Raw genomic sequence first — 17,488 nt, 5'->3', positions numbered from 1 at the left:
GAACAAAAAAATGAAGGTACCTCCTGCAAAAAAGAGGTACCTTTCTGATTTGCAAAAGGAGGGTCCTGTCTTGGATGAACAATTACCGATTACCCGGCGGCAATTTCATATATTACTCAATCAGATTCAAATGACAGATGATGACCTCAGTCGTTACTTTGAAGAAGGCGAGATCGTCAAATTGACGGTGCATAAGGCGGCAAAAACGTGGCATTTCCATTTTAAATTTAAGGCGCTTTTGCCTTACCAAGTATATGCAATGTTTTTAAGCAGGCTGACAAATGCATTTTCTCATATTGCACAAGTTACTTGTACGATTGAAGTCAATGATCCGCACATATCTGAAGAGCTCGTTCAATCGTATTGGTCCCATTGTGTGGAAGAGCTTCAAGGGATTTCTCCCCCAATCATCAGCTTGCTTCAACAGCAAAAACCAGCCCTGTCTGGACATAAGATCATCATCAAAACAAAAAGCGAAACTGAGGCTCTAGCCATCAAGAAGAAATATAGCCCAATGCTTCAGGCTGCATTTAAACAAGTTGGTTTTCCAGAACTTCAATTTGATACAGAAATTTTTGTATCAGATCAAGAGATTCAGAAGTTCAGAGAACAAAAACTTGCTGAAGATCAAGAAAGAGCCATGCAAGCCCTTGTTGAGATGGAGAAGAAGGAAAGTGAGGATCAAGAGGAAGCTCCTTCTGGCCCTCTGATGATTGGCTATCAAATCAAAGACAATGAAGAAATACGTACGCTTGATAGTATTATGGACGAAGAAAGACGAATCACCGTCCAAGGGTACGTGTTTGATGCAGAAACGCGCGAACTAAAAAGCGGCAGAACCCTTTGTATCTTTAAAATTACCGATTATACGAATAGTATTTTGATCAAAATGTTTGCGAGAGAAAAAGAAGATGCCCAGCTCATGAAATCCTTGAAAAAAGGGATGTGGGTCAAAGCAAGAGGCAGCATTCAAAACGATACGTTTGTGAGAGATCTTGTCATGATCGCAAATGACGTCAATGAAATGAAACCTCAGCTGAAAGAAGATACTGCACCAGAGGGAGAAAAGCGTGTTGAGCTTCATTTGCATTCGCCAATGAGCCAGATGGATGCTGTCACTGGCATCGGTAAACTTGTTGAACAAGCAAAAAAATGGGGGCATGAGGCCATTGCCCTGACAGATCACGCCGTTGTACAATCCTTTCCAGATGCGTATGCAGCAAGTAAAAAGCATGGCATCAAAATGATGTACGGGGTGGAAATCAATTTAGTCGACGACGGGGTACCGATTGCGTATAATCCAGAGCACCGCTTGTTAGAAGATGCGACGTTTGTCGTATTTGATGTTGAGACAACAGGACTCTCTGCTGTGTATGATACGATCATTGAGCTTGCAGCCGTGAAAATCAAAGGCGGGGAAATCATTGACCGCTTTGAGGCATTTGCAAATCCTCATCATCCGTTATCAGCAACAACCATTGAACTAACCGGTATCACGGACGACATGGTGAGAGATGCACCAGATGTGGTCGATGTGGTTCGGGATTTCAAAGAGTGGATTGGACAAGATATCCTTGTTGCTCACAATGCGAGCTTTGATATGGGCTTTTTAAATGCAGCATATAAGCGACTGTTAAAAACAGATAAAGCGTCAAACCCTGTCATCGATACACTAGAACTCGGCCGATTCCTTTATCCAGAATTTAAAAATCACCGGCTGAACACGCTGTGTAAAAAGTTCGATATTGAACTCACGCAGCATCACCGGGCGATTTATGATGCAGAAGCAACTGGTTACCTCATGCTGAAGATGCTAAAAGATGCGGCTGAAAAAGAGATTGCTTACCACGATCAATTAAATGAAAACATGGGGCAGTCCAATGCGTATCAGCGCTCACGTCCTTACCATGCAACCGTGATTGCACAAAATGAGACGGGTCTAAAGAATTTATTTAAGCTTGTTTCACTTTCTCATATTCATTATTTCTACCGCGTGCCGCGTATCCCTCGCTCACAGCTTGAGAAATATCGAGAAGGTTTAATTGTTGGGTCTGCTTGTGATAAGGGTGAAGTGTTTGAAGGGATGATGCAGAAGTCACCTGATGAGGTAGAAGACATTGCCGCATTTTACGACTATTTAGAAGTTCATCCGCCAGAAGTGTATCAGCATTTACTCCAGCTGGAGCTTGTTCGGGATGAACGTGCATTAAAAGAGATCATCACAAACATTGTAAAACTTGGTGAAAAACTGAATAAACCAGTCGTGGCGACTGGAAATGTGCACTACCTGCATCCAGAAGACAAAATTTATCGCAAAATCTTAATTTCATCACAAGGCGGGGCGAATCCGCTTAATCGTCATGAACTGCCAAAAGTTCATTTTAGAACAACTGATGAAATGCTAGAAGCCTTCTCTTTCCTTGGAGACGAAAAGGCGAAAGAGATTGTCGTGACGAATACGCAAAAAGTATCTGAGATGGTCGAAAGTATTAAACCAATCAAAGACGATCTTTATACACCAAAAATCGAAGGTGCAGATGAAGAAATTCGGGAAATGAGCTATAACATGGCTCGCAGCATCTACGGTGACGATTTACCGAAAATTGTAGAAGACCGGATTGAGAAAGAATTAAAGAGTATTATTGGTCACGGTTTCGCTGTTATTTATTTAATTTCTCATAAGCTTGTTAAGAAATCACTTGATGATGGATATCTAGTTGGTTCAAGGGGGTCAGTTGGTTCATCTCTCGTTGCGACATTAACAGAGATTACAGAAGTGAACCCGCTTGCGCCGCACTATGTATGTCCAAGTTGCAAGCACTCCGAGTTCTTTAATGATGGATCGGTTGGCTCAGGATTTGACCTTCCTGATAAAGACTGTCCTGAATGCGGGACGCCGTATAAAAAAGACGGACACGATATTCCGTTTGAAACGTTCTTAGGTTTTAAAGGAGATAAAGTGCCCGATATCGACTTAAACTTCTCAGGAGAATATCAGCCGATTGCCCATAACTATACGAAAGAGCTGTTTGGTGAAGAGTATGTATACCGCGCAGGTACAATCGGTACCGTTGCAGAAAAAACGGCATATGGTTATGTAAAAGGCTACGCAGGAGATCATAACCTTCATATGAGAGGTGCTGAAATTGACCGGCTTGTACAGGGCTGTACGGGGGTCAAACGGACAACGGGCCAACATCCAGGCGGTATTATCGTCGTGCCGGATTATATGGACATTTACGATTTCTCACCAATTCAATATCCAGCAGATGCGACAGGTTCTGATTGGAAAACGACACATTTTGATTTCCATTCAATCCATGATAACTTGCTGAAACTAGATATTCTTGGACACGATGATCCAACGGTCATTCGGATGCTTCAGGACTTGAGCGGAATTGATCCAAAAACGATTCCGACAGATGATCCTGAGGTCATGAAAATCTTCCAAGGAACGGAACCTCTCGGTGTCACAGAAGAACAAATTGGATGTAAAACGGGAACACTTGGGATCCCAGAGTTTGGCACAAGGTTTGTTCGTCAGATGCTTGAGGATACAAAACCGACCACCTTCTCGGAACTTGTTCAGATCTCTGGTCTATCTCACGGTACAGATGTATGGCTCGGCAACGCCCAAGAGCTGATTCATAATAAAACGTGTGAACTAAGCGAAGTGATTGGCTGTCGTGATGATATTATGGTCTATCTGATTTATCAAGGTTTAGAGCCGTCACTTGCCTTTAAAATCATGGAATCTGTTCGTAAAGGGAAGGGACTTCCTCCTGAATGGGAAGAAGAAATGAAGAATAATAACGTACCGAACTGGTACATTGATTCTTGTAAAAAGATTAAATACATGTTCCCTAAAGCCCACGCGGCTGCTTATGTATTAATGGCCGTTCGAATTGCTTATTTCAAGGTGCACCATGCACTTCTGTACTATGCGGCTTATTTTACCGTTCGTGCTGATGATTTTGATATCGAAACGATGACAAAAGGATCGAATGCGATTCGAGCGGTCATGGACGATATTAACTCAAAAGGTCTTGATGCATCACCGAAAGAGAAGAACCTATTAACTGTACTAGAGCTTGCACTTGAAATGTGTGAAAGAGGCTATCACTTTAAAAAAGTAGACCTATACCGATCAAGTGCCACTGAGTTTATCATTGATGGAGACGGGCTAATCCCGCCATTCAACTCCATCCCTGGACTCGGAACAAACGTTGCGTTAAATATTGTACGCGCACGCCAAGATGGTGAATTCCTTTCAAAAGAAGATTTACAAAAACGAGGAAAAGTGTCTAAGACCATCCTTGAGTATTTGGATCGTCAAGGCTGCTTAGAAGCACTTCCTGATCAAAACCAGCTTTCTTTGTTCTAATGTGAAAAATGAAGAGCGCCCTTAAAGGGCGTTCTTTTTATATATACAATAAAATTATTATGTAAACTAAAATATTTTAACTGGAATTATTTTCTTGTTGGTTCATATATCTTGATTTAACGTCGTGTTTTGAGAGAAGAGATTGTATGTCATTCTTTCTACCCAAATAGAGCAAAAAAGAGAATTTAGCCGTCTGAAATGTTCTCATACGACATATGATCATTTTGGGTACAGTCACATGAAGAATCAGGAGAAAACCCTCGGTGAGCGTCAAGCTGATGGCTGTTTACTATGCACATTTTTGAAACACGCTTGATTCTTTTCAACACTGTACAAAACACGTACGGAATGACAAGGAGGTGGTCATTTTTTGTTCAATGTTTCACGTTTAAGAAAAAAGAAGGGGTGAGAAGTAGGTACATGTCAGATTACAACTATGTAGAGGTGCTTCAAAAATCCATTTTGTTTTACGAAGCCCAGCGTTCCGGAAAGCTTCCTGAAAGCAATCGTCTTAACTGGCGAGGGGATTCTGGACTAGAGGATGGGAAAGATGTTGGTCATGATTTAACAGGCGGCTGGTACGATGCTGGTGATCATGTGAAGTTCGGGCTTCCGATGGCTTACTCTGCAGCCGTGCTTGCATGGACAGTCTATGAGTACCGAGAAGCTTACGAAGAGGCAGAGCTGCTTGATGATATGTTAGATCAAATCAAGTGGGCAACCGATTATTTTTTGAAAGCCCATACAGGTCCAAATGAATTTTGGGCACAAGTAGGCGATGGGAACGCGGATCATGGCTGGTGGGGTCCAGCAGAAGTGATGCCGATGAACCGGCCGGCATTTAAAATTGATGAACATTGTCCAGGAACAGAAGTAGCCGCCCAAACCGCAGCCGCTTTAGCAGCAGGTTCAATTATTTTTAAAGAAACAGACGCGCCTTATGCAGCAAAGCTTCTCACCCATGCAAAGCAGCTTTATGCATTTGCTGACCAATATCGCGGTGAGTATACAGATTGTGTCACCAATGCTCAGCCGTTTTATAATTCCTGGAGCGGCTATATTGATGAGCTCATTTGGGGTGGAATATGGCTGTACTTGGCGACAAATGACCAGACCTATTTAAACAAAGCACTAAAAGCAGTAGAAGAATGGCCGAAGGATTGGGACTATACGTTTACGATGTCGTGGGACAATACCTTTTTTGCTTCGCAAATTTTACTTGCGAGAATCACAAAGGAGAAAAGGTTTATCGAATCGACAGAGCGTAACCTCGATTACTGGTCGACGGGTTTTGTTCAAAATGGAAAAGTAGAAAGAATCACTTATACGCCTGGCGGACTAGCGTGGTTAGATCAATGGGGTTCACTTCGTTATACAGCAAATGCTGCATTTTTAGCGTTTGTGTACGCAGATTGGGTCTCTGATCAAGAAAAAAAGAATCGATACCAAACGTTTGCGATCAGGCAAACACACTATATGTTAGGGGATAATCCGCAAAATAGAAGCTATGTCGTTGGGTTTGGCAAAAATCCGCCAATGCATCCACACCATCGAACTGCACATGGCTCATGGTCTAATCAGCTGACAACTCCTTCTTCTCATCGGCACACGCTTTATGGAGCGCTTGTTGGGGGGCCTAATGCACAGGATCAGTATACCGATGACATCTCTGACTATGTATCCAACGAGGTAGCAACAGACTATAATGCCGCCTTTACTGGAAATGTAGCCAAAATGGTGCAGCTGTTTGGTCAGGGGCAGTCAAAGCTGCCGAATTTTCCGCCTAAAGAAAAAGTGGAAGATGAGTTTTTTGTAGAGGCAGCTGTCATGAGTAACGATACAACATCTACTCAGATCAAAGCCATTCTATACAATCGATCAGGCTGGCCGGCAAGAAGTAGTCAATCACTTTCTTTTAGATATTATGTCAATCTAAGCGAGATATTTGCGAAGGGATTCACTGATAAAGATATTCAAGTGACAGCTGTCTACAATGAAGGCGCTTCCTTATCTCCGTTAACGGTGTATGACGCATCATCCCATATCTATTTTACAGAAATCGATTTTACTGGCGTAGCTATTTTTCCAGGAGGCGAATCGCTTCATAAGAAAGAAATACAGTTCCGGTTATCTGCGCCAAATGGTTCGAATATATGGGATGCCTCAAATGATTATTCCTTTCAAGGATTAACATCCAATATGCAGAAAACAGCGAGAATTCCTGTTTTTGATCAAGGTATTTTAGCATTTGGTACGCTTCCGAATAAATAAATATAAAGGGTGAGGACATGACAAATAAAGAACGGTTTTTAGCGCTTTATCATCAAATGAAAAACGATGCGAATGGATATTTTTCAAAAGAAGGCATTCCGTATCATTCCGTTGAGACACTCATTTGTGAGGCACCTGATTACGGGCATATGACCACTTCAGAAGCTTACAGCTATTGGTTATGGCTTGAAGCATTGTATGGTCACTACACAGGCGATTGGAGCAAACTAGAAGCGGCTTGGGATAATATGGAGAAGTTTATCATTCCAGTAAACGAAGATGGACATGACGAACAGCCGCATATGAGTTCTTACAATCCATCTAGCCCAGCCACATACGCTTCAGAGAAACCATATCCAGATCAATATCCGAGCCAGTTGACGGGTGCTCGCCCTGCTGGTCAAGATCCGATTGATCATGAACTGAGGTCAACTTACGGAACGAATGAAACGTATTTAATGCACTGGCTACTTGATGTAGACAACTGGTATGAATATGGGAATTTGCTCAACCCATCACATACAGCCGCATATGTAAACACATTCCAGCGGGGTCCGCAAGAATCCGTATGGGAGGCCATCCCTCATCCATCACAAGATGATAAAACGGCCGGAAAGCCCAATGAAGGTTTCATGAGCTTGTTCACAAAAGAAAATCAAGCGCCCGCCGCCCAGTGGCGCTACACAAATGCGACGGATGCTGATGCGCGTGCAATACAGGCGATGTATTGGGCAAAGGAACTTGGCTATAATGGGTCAGTCTATCTTGATAAAGCGAAAAAGATGGGTGATTTCCTTCGTTACGGAATGTACGATAAATATTTTCAAACAATTGGAAGCGGCAAGCAAGGTAATCCGTATCCTGGAAATGGAAAAAGTGCATGTCATCACTTAATGGCGTGGTACACCTCTTGGGGCGGGGGACTTGGAGAATATGCGAATTGGTCATGGCGTATCGGAGCGAGCCATTGTCATCAAGGGTATCAAAACCCAGTCGCTGCCTACGCTTTATCCTCAGATAAGGGAGGCTTAAAGCCATCGTCACCAACTGGTGCAAGTGATTGGGAAAAGACGTTAAAGAGACAGCTTGAATTTTACGTCTGGCTTCAATCAAAAGAGGGAGCGATTGCAGGAGGTGCTACCAACAGCTGGAATGGAGACTATAGCGCTTATCCAGCAGGAAGAAGCACATTTTATGATATGGCTTATGAAGATGCGCCTGTTTACCATGATCCTCCGTCCAATAATTGGTTTGGAATGCAAGCATGGCCGATTGAGCGTGTAGCAGAGCTTTATTATATCTTTGCAAAAGATGGCGACAAAACATCTGAAAATTTCCAAATGGCCAAATCTGTCATCACAAAATGGGTCAACTATTCACTAGATTATATTTTTATTGGCACTCGTCCAGTGTCGGATCAAGATGGATATTTTTTAGATGGTCAGGGTCAAAGAATTCTAGGGGGGGCAAATGTTGCTGTTGCTACGACGAGTGCACCTGGAGAGTTTTGGATTCCTGGGAATATAGAGTGGAGCGGTCAACCTGACACTTGGAGCGGATTCCAATCTGCAACAGGTAATCCCAATTTAACGGCAGTTACAAAAGATCCTACTCAAGATACTGGTGTACTGGGCAGTCTCATCAAAGCGCTCACATTCTTTGCTGCTGCAACACAGAAAGAGACAGGAAACTATACAGCACTTGGCATAAGAGCAAAAGAGACAGCGGCACAGCTCCTTGAGGTTGCTTGGAATTACAATGATGGTGTAGGGATTGTGACAGAGGAAGACAGAGAAGACTACCACCGTTTCTTTAAAAAAGAAGTGTACTTCCCAAATGGCTGGAACGGAACATTTGGTCAAGGAAATCAGATCCCTGGTTCCAGCACCATTCCTTCTGACCCGCAGCGAGGAGGTAACGGAGTGTATACGAGCTTTGCAGATCTTCGTCCGAAAATCAAGCAAGAACCAGCTTGGTCAGCCCTGGAGAGTAAATATCAATCATCTTTTAATGAAGCAACAGGCAAATGGGAAAACGGAGCGCCAAGTTTCACCTATCACCGTTTCTGGTCGCAAGTTGATATGGCTACAGCTTATGCAGAATACCATCGTCTCATAAACGAATAGAACGTAGTACAGCTGCCGGCTTTTTTAGTCGGCGGTCTTCTCATAAGATAAATGAAGTGAAAGCAAAGGTGATGTCATTATGGTTAAAAAGAAAGAATTTATGAATCATTCATCGAATGACGGATCACAGGAACAAGAAAATCAAAGCTGGAGAAAAGAAGCAAATGATCGAATCTTACAACATAGACAAAGAGAGCTTGTCATAAACGTCATCAATAAGGAAAAAAAGCCAGTTGCCGGAGTAGAGGTGGAAATAAAACAAATCAGACATGAATTTGCATTTGGTTCAGCAATGAATGACCAAGTACTATTCAATCAAAGGTATGCTGATTTTTTTGTTCAACATTTTAATTGGGCTGTGTTTGAAAATGAGGCAAAATGGTATGCAAATGAGCCTGAACGAGGGAAAATAACCTACGAAAAAGCAGATGCCATGCTGAATTTTGCCAATAGACACCAAATTCCAGTGAGGGGGCACGCCTTATTTTGGGAGGTAGAGGATGCCAATCCAAACTGGCTGAAATCATTACCGAATCATGAAGTATATGAAGCTATGAAAAGGCGGCTTGAGCATGCAGGCAATCATTTCAAAGGGAAATTCCGTCATTGGGATGTAAACAACGAAATGATGCATGGTTCATTTTTTAAAGACCGGTTTGGGAAACAGATTTGGAAATGGATGTATGAAGAAACGAAAAAAATTGATCCTCAAGCCTTGCTGTTTGTCAATGATTATAATGTAATCTCATACGGCGAACATCACGCATATAAAGCACATATCAATGAACTTCGTCAGTTGGGGGCACCAGTTGAGGCCATTGGAGTTCAAGGTCACTTTGAAGATCGAGTGGATCCAGTCGTTGTAAAACAAAGACTAGATGTGCTTGCTGAGCTTGGTCTACCGATATGGGTGACAGAGTATGACTCTGTTCATCCGGATGCCAATAGACGAGCGGATAACTTAGAAGCTTTATATCGGATTGCCTTTAGTCATCCAGCCGTAAAAGGTGTGCTGATGTGGGGATTTTGGGCGGGTGCTCATTGGAGAGGTGAGCACGCAGCCATCGTGAATCATGATTGGTCGTTAAATGAAGCAGGCAGGCGTTATGAAAAGCTTCTACAGGAGTGGACGACACAAAGAGTGGAAAAAACAGATGCGAATGGCCAAGTGACATGTTCAGCGTTTCACGGGACGTATGAGGTTCGAATTGGTGAAGAAAGTAAAATGTTGCAGCAGCAGACGATTGAACTTGACTCAACCAAACATACACCTCTTCAACTAGATATCATCGTACCAGTAGAATAAGAGATTGTGAGGAGAATGGAATGAAAAAATGGGTTCAACGGGTGGCTTGTTTTATGCTGCTGATCACTTTATGGGCGGGTTGGTTCACTCTGACCGTAAAGGCCTCCTCCTATGTGCAAACATCTGGTACACATTTTGTATTGAACAACCACCCATTTTACTTTGCTGGCACAAATAATTATTATTTCCATTACAAATCAAAAAAGATGGTAGATGCTGTTTTTGACGATATGAAGGCAATGGATTTAAAGGTTATTCGTATTTGGGGATTTCACGATGGCACCCCTCAAGAAAATTCAGTCTTACAATCTCGTCCAGGTGTTTATGAAGAATCCGGTTTTCAAAAACTAGACTATGCGATTCATAAAGCAGGGCAGGAAGGAATCAAGCTGGTCATCCCGCTCGTGAACAATTGGGATGACTTTGGCGGGATGAATCAATATGTGAAGTGGTTTCAGGCAGGATCACATGATCACTTTTATACAGATCCTCGGATTAAAACAGCTTACAAAAACTATGTGCGCTATGTATTAGAGAGAACCAATACGTACTCAGGTGTTCAATATAAAGATGATCCTGCTATTATAACATGGGAGCTCGCCAATGAGCCGCGCGCTCAGTCAGACCCTTCGGGAGATATACTAGTAAACTGGGCAGATGAAATGAGTGCATGGATCAAATCAATTGACTCGAATCACCTTGTTGCAGTAGGAGACGAAGGGTTCTTTCGCATGACAGGTCATGATGATTGGTTTTACAGTGGAGGAGAAGGTGTTGATTGGGATCGTTTGACTGCTCTCCCTCATATTGATTATGGAACCTATCATTTATACCCGGATCACTGGAATCAGTCTGCTGCATGGGGAGTGAAATGGATCAAAGATCATATCACCCGAGGAAACGCAATCGGAAAACCTGTTGTATTAGAAGAGTTTGGCTATCAAAATCAAACAGCCCGTCCTGATGTATATGATAGCTGGCTGAAGACAATTGAACAGCTCGGAGGCGCAGGTAGCCAATTTTGGATTTTAACAAGCATTCAAGACGATGATTCCCTCTACCCGGATTATGACGGTTTTCGAGTTTTAAAGGAGAGCCGGGAGGCAGAAATCATTCGTGAACACGCCAAAAGAATGAATGAAAAGAACTGATGAAGAATGCCTGTTTATAAGGAACTTCATTTGCATAAAAAAATTGGATATGGTATAGTTTTTATGGAAATGCTAACGATTACCGAGACAAGAGTGGGGAAACCCGCTCTTTTGTATTGAACAGGCAATTTTTGTCTCGACATTATTCATCCGTTTTCTGCTCCCCCTGCTCACAATAAAGCAGGGTTTTTATGCAGAATGATTGATAAGAGCGTTTATCGAAAGCACAAGGAGGAAGAGAATGAGCAAAAAAGTAGTGGATATCGTAAGCGACATGGTGCAGCCAATTTTAGATGGCTTACAGCTTGAACTCGTTGATGTTGAATTTGTCAAAGAGGGTCAAAACTGGTTCCTTCGCGTATTTATTGACTCTGACAAAGGCGTCGATATCGAGGAGTGTGCCAAAGTGAGCGAAGCCTTGAGCGAAAAGCTTGATGAGGCAGATCCAATTAGCCAAAACTACTTTCTTGAAGTGTCCTCTCCTGGAGCGGAGCGCCCATTAAAGAAAAAAGCTGATTTTGAAAAAGCACTTGGAAAAAATGTTTTCATGAAAACATACGAACCAATTGATGGTGAAAAGGCATTTGAAGGTGAGCTTACAAGCTTTGATGGTGAGATTGCAACAGTGACAGTGAAGATCAAGACAAGAAAGAAAGAGATCAATATTCCATACGAAAAAATTGCTAACGCAAGATTAGCAGTTTCGTTCAATTAACCTTTTCATTGATATAAGGGGGAACCATAAAAATGAGTAGTGAGTTGTTAGATGCCCTGACTGTTCTTGAGAAAGAGAAGGGCATTAGTAAAGAAATTATTATTGAAGCGATAGAAGCTGCACTCATTTCTGCATACAAGCGTAATTTTAATCAAGCACAAAATGTGCGTGTTGATTTAAACCGTGAAACGGGAACGATTCGCGTATTCGCAAGAAAAGATGTTGTAGATGAAGTGTATGATTCTCGCCTTGAAATCTCTGTAGATGATGCAGCAAATATCAACCCGAATTACATGGTTGGTGACGTGGTTGAAATTGAAGTCACACCAAAAGATTTCGGACGCATTGCAGCTCAGACAGCGAAACAAGTCGTGACGCAGCGAGTGAGAGAAGCAGAGCGAGGTGTGATTTACACTGAGTTTATCGATCGTGAGGAAGACATCATGACGGGAATCGTTCAGCGAATTGACAGTAAATTCATTTACGTGTCACTTGGCAAAATCGAAGCCCTTCTTCCGGTCAACGAACAAATGCCAAATGAGGACTACAAACCACATGACCGCATTAAAGTGTTCATTACGAAAGTAGAAAAAACAACAAAAGGACCACAAATTTATGTATCAAGAACACACCCAGGTCTTTTAAAGCGTTTATTTGAAATCGAAGTGCCAGAAATTTATGATGGTACTGTAGAGCTTAAATCTGTCGCTAGAGAAGCAGGGGACCGTTCTAAAATATCTGTTCGTACAGATGATCCTGATGTTGATCCAGTTGGTTCTTGTGTTGGACCTAAAGGTCAGCGTGTACAAGCAATTGTCAATGAGCTGAAAGGCGAAAAAATTGACATTGTTCATTGGTCGAATGACCCGGTTGAATTTGTTGCCAATGCGTTAAGTCCATCAAAAGTTCTTGATGTCATTGTAAATGAAGAAGATAAGGCGACAACTGTCATTGTCCCTGATTATCAGCTGTCATTAGCCATTGGTAAAAGAGGTCAAAATGCGCGTCTTGCAGCGAAATTAACGAGCTGGAAGATTGACATTAAAAGCGAAACAGATGCAAGAGAACTCGGTATTTTCCCAAGAACTGAAGACTCTGAATCTCTTTTCTTAGAGGCTGAACCAGTAGCTGAGGAATCTGACGAATAAGAGGTGATATAAAAGGTGAAAAGCCGAAAAAAAATCCCGCTTAGAAAATGCGTCGTGACGGGAGAAATGAAACCAAAGAAAGAACTGATTCGCGTTGTTCGTTCAAAAGAAGGTGAAGTGTCTGTTGACGCAACCGGAAAAATGAACGGGCGCGGCGCTTACCTTTCTCTCGATAAAGAAACCATTCTTGCGGCGAAGAACAAACGTAGTTTACAGCAGCAATTTCAGACACAGATTGACGAACACATTTTTGAAGAATTACTAGAACTAGCTGAAAAGGTGAAAAAACCTAATGACTGAATCTGAATGGTATCCTTTGCTTGGTCTAGCAAATCGAGCTCGTAAAGTCGTGTCAGGAGAAGATCTGGTGATCAAAGAAATTAGACATGCGCGTGCTAAGCTGGTTCTTCTTGCAGCAGATGCCTCATCCAACACAGAGAAAAAGGTATCTGACAAATGCAAATTTTACAATGTTCCGGTTAGAAAAGTTGAAGACCGTTCCGTTCTCGGACGTTCTATAGGGAAGGAAGCTCGCGTAGTTGTCGCTGTCACTGACCAAGGCTTCGCTAAGAAGCTCATAAGCTTGCTCGATTAATTTATTTGGGGGTGAACGAATGGCTAAAGTGAGAGTATATGAATACGCAAAAGCCATAGATGTTTCAAGTAAAGATATTATAGCAGCGCTTAAGGATATGAACGTGGAAGTGAACAACCACATGGCGACGCTTGAAGACGACACTGTGAAAAAGCTAGACGCTATCTATAAAAAAGCCAAAGCAAAAGAGACAGCTAACGAGAAACCCGCAGAACAAAAAAAACAATCATCTAACAAAAACAATGATAGAAAGAAGAATGACGTGCAGAATAATCAATTTAATAAAAACAAAAAAAACAACAACCAAAACAAAAACAAAAATAAACGCGGCGGCAACAACAAGGCGCAGCATCAGCAAGCAAGACCTGTGAAGCCGAAAAAAGAGCTTCCTGAAAAAATTGAATTTACAAATTCAATGACAGTCGGCCAGCTTGCTGACGAGCTTGGCAAAGAAACTGCTGAAATCATCAAAAAACTGATGATGCTTGGTGTTATGGCTACGATCAACCAAGAGCTCGACAAAGATACAGTCGAATTAATTGCTTCTGAATATGGTGTTCCAGTAGAAGAAGTCATCATTTTAGAAGAAACTGAACTTGAAAAGTATGAAGTTGAAGATAAAGAAGAAGATATGCAAGTACGCCCTCCAGTCGTAACGATCATGGGACACGTTGACCACGGGAAAACAACGCTTCTTGACAGCATTCGTAAAACGAAAGTTGTTGAAGGCGAAGCGGGTGGAATTACGCAGCATATTGGTGCATACCAAATTGAAGAAAACGGTAAGAAAATCACGTTCCTTGATACACCAGGACACGCAGCTTTCACCACGATGCGAGCACGCGGTGCTGAAGTAACAGATACGACGATCTTGGTCGTTGCAGCAGATGACGGTGTCATGCCGCAAACGATTGAAGCGATCAACCACGCAAAAGCGGCAGAGGTGCCAATCATTGTGGCTGTCAATAAAATTGACAAACCAACAGCGAACCCTGACCGCGTGATGCAGGAATTAACTGAGCATGGTCTTGTACCTGAGGCTTGGGGCGGCGAAACCATTTTCGTTCCTTTATCTGCAAAAACAGGTGAAGGCATTGACGAATTGATCGAGATGATCCTTCTTGTCAGCGAAGTAGCAGAACTAAAAGCCAACCCAAATCGTGCGGCAAAAGGAACTGTGATCGAGGCTGAGCTTGATAAAGGAAGAGGTTCTGTTGCAACCCTTCTCGTTCAAACTGGTACACTTCAAGTAGGTGACCCAATCGTTGTCGGAAATACATTTGGCCGTGTACGTGCAATGGTCAATGACATCGGACGCCGCGTGAAAACAGCAGGACCATCTACACCTGTTGAAATCACTGGTTTAAATGATGTACCGCATGCAGGGGATCAGTTCCTCGTATTCAAAGATGAAAAAACAGCTCGTCAAGTCGGTGAGGCGCGTGCGTCTAAACAACTTGATGAACAGCGTTCAGACAAAGCGAAATTATCTCTTGATGACCTATTTGAGCAAATCAAACAAGGTGATGTGAAAGATATCAACTTAATCGTAAAAGCAGACGTACAAGGTTCTGCTGAAGCACTGACGGCAGCTCTTCAAAAAATTGAAGTAGAAGGCGTCAAAGTGAAAATCATCCATACGGGTGTTGGAGCGATTACAGAATCTGATATCATTTTAGCAAGTGCTTCTAATGCGATTGTGATCGGATTTAACGTACGTCCTGATGGCAATGCGAAGAGCACAGCTGAAACAGAAAACGTAGATATCCGCTTACACCGCATCATCTACAAAGTCATCGATGAAATTGAAGCTGCGATGAAAGGGATGCTTGACCCTGAATATGAAGAAAAAGTCATCGGTCAAGTTGAAGTTCGTCAAACGTTCAAAGTATCAAAAATCGGTACAATTGCTGGTGGCTATGTCACTGAAGGTACCATTACTAGAGACAGTGGTATCCGCTTAATTCGTGATGGCGTCGTCATCTTTGAAGGTGAAGTCGACGTATTAAAACGATTCAAAGACGATGTGAAAGAAGTTTCACAAGGCTATGAATGTGGTATTACCATTAAGAAATACAATGATATCCGTGAAGGTGATGTCATGGAATCATTCGTTATGCAAGAAATCGAAAGAAAATGATCGGTTATACCGAGTGTGAGTGTATGATCTATGATGCATCCTCACTGAAGGAAAAACGTGCGGTTCTGCAGCGTATCATGACAAGAACGCGCCATAAATTCAATGTGACCATTGCTGAAATGGACTATCAGGATACATGGCAGCGTACTTCGATCGGAATCGCCGTCATTTCCTCCTCCCGGGTTCAAGTGGAAAAGGAACTTCAGCGTGTGTTAAGCTTTATTGATTCTTTTCCTGAAATTGAACGAACGATCACGAAAACTGAGTGGTTTTAACTAGAGGTGATAAGATCATGAGTATGAGAGCAACCCGTGTGGGTGAGCAAATGAAAAAAGAATTAGGCGACATCCTTGGCAGAAAGCTAAAAGATCCAAGAATCGGCTTTTTGACTGTAACGGATGTTGAAGTATCCGGTGATTTGCAAATTGCTAAAGTCTATATTTCTGTTCTTGGCGACGAGAAGAAAAGAGAGGAAACCTTAAAAGGCCTTGCAAAGGCGAAAGGGTATATCCGCTCTGAAATTGGCAATCGAATCAGACTTCGCAAAACACCAGAGCTTCACTTTGAATTCGATGAGTCTGTAGACTACGGTAACCGAATTGAAAGCCTGATTGCTGAACTAAACACAAAAGATCACGAATAAGACGTTGAAATAAGGATAGGCGATGATCGTCTGTCCTTTTTCATCGTTTATGAAAGGAGAGAACGCAGGTGCAAAACGGTGTTCTTTTATTACATAAAGAAAGAGGCATGACCTCTCACGACTGTGTGTTTAAAGTGAGAAAGATTTTACACACAAAAAAAGTGGGACATACAGGGACACTCGATCCAGAGGTTTCAGGTGTTCTGCCTATTTGTATTGGACGAGCGACAAAAATTGTGGAGTACTTAACAGATAAATCGAAAACGTATGATGCGGAAATCACCATTGGATTTTCTACAACGACAGAAGACCAAACAGGTGAAGTAGTAGAAGAAAAAAAGGTGCCGGTACCGATGTCAGAAGATGACATTGATGCTGCGTTGAAACAATTTGAGGGAACCATTGAACAGATCCCTCCGATGTTTTCTGCTGTGAAAATTGGCGGAAAAAAGCTCTATGAATATGCAAGGCAAGGCATTGAAATTGAACGTCCAAGCCGTGAAATTACCATTCATCGCATCGAGCGGACAACACCTGTCACATTTGAAAATGGTAAAGTATCATTTAGATTCACCGTACTGTGTTCAAAAGGCACATATGTGAGAACGTTAGCCGTCGATATCGGAAAAAAACTTGGGTTTCCAGCCCACATGTCTCACCTCATTCGCATAGGATCTGGTGACTTTACGTTAGATGAATGTATCACTCTTGATGAGTTGCGGGAGATCAGCGAGAAAGGAACGGTTGAGGAACATCTTGTGCCGATCGAGCGTGCGCTCAATCATTTGCCGAAATGGGAGATAAATGATACATTAGCAAGTAAAGTGGAAAACGGTGCAGTCCTACCTATGCCTGATGAATTTGCTCATTTTGCAGAGGAAGATCGTGTCGCTGTCTTTGCTCCTTCAGGCCGTTGTATGGCGATTTATATGAAGCACCCGACCAAACAGAACCTGATGAAGCCGGCGAAGATTTTATCACAGGACAAGCAATCTTAAAGAAAAGGTGA

Annotated in this window: 13 protein-coding genes; all 13 read left to right on the top strand. The window is 42.4% G+C overall.

From position 1 onward, the window contains the following. The first annotated feature begins 70 nt into the window (after positions 1-70). The 13 genes from FBF75_RS01365 to truB all read left to right on the top strand — a co-directional run bounded on the left by FBF75_RS01365 (position 71) and on the right by truB (position 17,477). The gene (locus FBF75_RS01365; RefSeq protein WP_017367257.1) at positions 71-4,384 is read left to right on the top strand and encodes a PolC-type DNA polymerase III; all 4,314 of its coding nucleotides are present in this window, start codon (positions 71-73) and stop codon (positions 4,382-4,384) included. A 420-nt stretch (positions 4,385-4,804) separates the two neighbouring features. After that, on the top strand, positions 4,805-6,655 hold the full coding sequence (locus tag FBF75_RS01360) for a glycoside hydrolase family 9 protein (protein ID WP_041090501.1): 1,851 nt from the start codon (positions 4,805-4,807) through the stop codon (positions 6,653-6,655). A gap of 17 nt (positions 6,656-6,672) precedes the next feature. Further along, entirely contained in the window at positions 6,673-8,781 is a 2,109-nt protein-coding gene (locus FBF75_RS01355; protein WP_060832331.1) for a glycoside hydrolase family 48 protein, read from the top strand. A 79-nt stretch (positions 8,782-8,860) separates the two neighbouring features. Then, positions 8,861-10,087: an endo-1,4-beta-xylanase gene (locus FBF75_RS01350; protein ID WP_060832332.1), complete on the top strand. Its 1,227-nt coding sequence runs from the start codon at positions 8,861-8,863 to the stop codon at positions 10,085-10,087. 20 nt (positions 10,088-10,107) lie between these two features. Next, positions 10,108-11,238, top strand: coding sequence for a glycoside hydrolase 5 family protein (locus FBF75_RS01345; RefSeq protein ID WP_060832333.1), 1,131 nt, complete (start codon positions 10,108-10,110; stop codon positions 11,236-11,238). A 241-nt stretch (positions 11,239-11,479) separates the two neighbouring features. Next, a complete protein-coding gene (rimP, locus tag FBF75_RS01335) occupies positions 11,480-11,953 on the top strand; it encodes a ribosome maturation factor RimP (RefSeq protein ID WP_008344744.1) in 474 nt (157 codons plus the stop codon). A gap of 32 nt (positions 11,954-11,985) precedes the next feature. After that, complete coding sequence (gene nusA, locus FBF75_RS01330) at positions 11,986-13,101, top strand: transcription termination factor NusA (protein ID WP_007499530.1); 1,116 nt, start codon at positions 11,986-11,988, stop codon at positions 13,099-13,101. A 15-nt stretch (positions 13,102-13,116) separates the two neighbouring features. After that, a complete protein-coding gene (gene rnpM / locus FBF75_RS01325; RefSeq protein WP_008344742.1) occupies positions 13,117-13,401 on the top strand; it encodes an RNase P modulator RnpM in 285 nt (94 codons plus the stop codon). Beyond that, positions 13,394-13,696, top strand: a complete 303-nt coding sequence (locus tag FBF75_RS01320; RefSeq protein ID WP_007499528.1) for a YlxQ family RNA-binding protein — start codon at positions 13,394-13,396, stop codon at positions 13,694-13,696. Before rnpM ends, FBF75_RS01320 begins: the two co-directional genes overlap by 8 nt. Before the next feature lie 19 nt (positions 13,697-13,715). Then, positions 13,716-15,836: a translation initiation factor IF-2 gene (gene infB, locus FBF75_RS01315; protein ID WP_007499526.1), complete on the top strand. Its 2,121-nt coding sequence runs from the start codon at positions 13,716-13,718 to the stop codon at positions 15,834-15,836. Next, on the top strand, positions 15,833-16,111 hold the full coding sequence (locus FBF75_RS01310) for a DUF503 domain-containing protein (RefSeq protein ID WP_017359071.1): 279 nt from the start codon (positions 15,833-15,835) through the stop codon (positions 16,109-16,111). Before infB ends, FBF75_RS01310 begins: the two co-directional genes overlap by 4 nt. A gap of 17 nt (positions 16,112-16,128) precedes the next feature. Further along, entirely contained in the window at positions 16,129-16,479 is a 351-nt protein-coding gene (rbfA, locus tag FBF75_RS01305; RefSeq protein ID WP_007499525.1) for a 30S ribosome-binding factor RbfA, read from the top strand. Between the two features lie 68 nt (positions 16,480-16,547). Beyond that, the gene (gene truB, locus FBF75_RS01300) at positions 16,548-17,477 is read left to right on the top strand and encodes a tRNA pseudouridine(55) synthase TruB (protein WP_008344736.1); all 930 of its coding nucleotides are present in this window, start codon (positions 16,548-16,550) and stop codon (positions 17,475-17,477) included. The last annotated feature ends 11 nt before the right edge of the window (positions 17,478-17,488 follow it).

The organism is Bacillus sp. S2(2019) (assembly GCF_005144805.1).
Lineage (GTDB): Bacteria > Bacillota > Bacilli > Bacillales > Bacillaceae > Bacillus > Bacillus altitudinis.
This window is presented reverse-complemented; position numbering and strand designations above follow the sequence as displayed.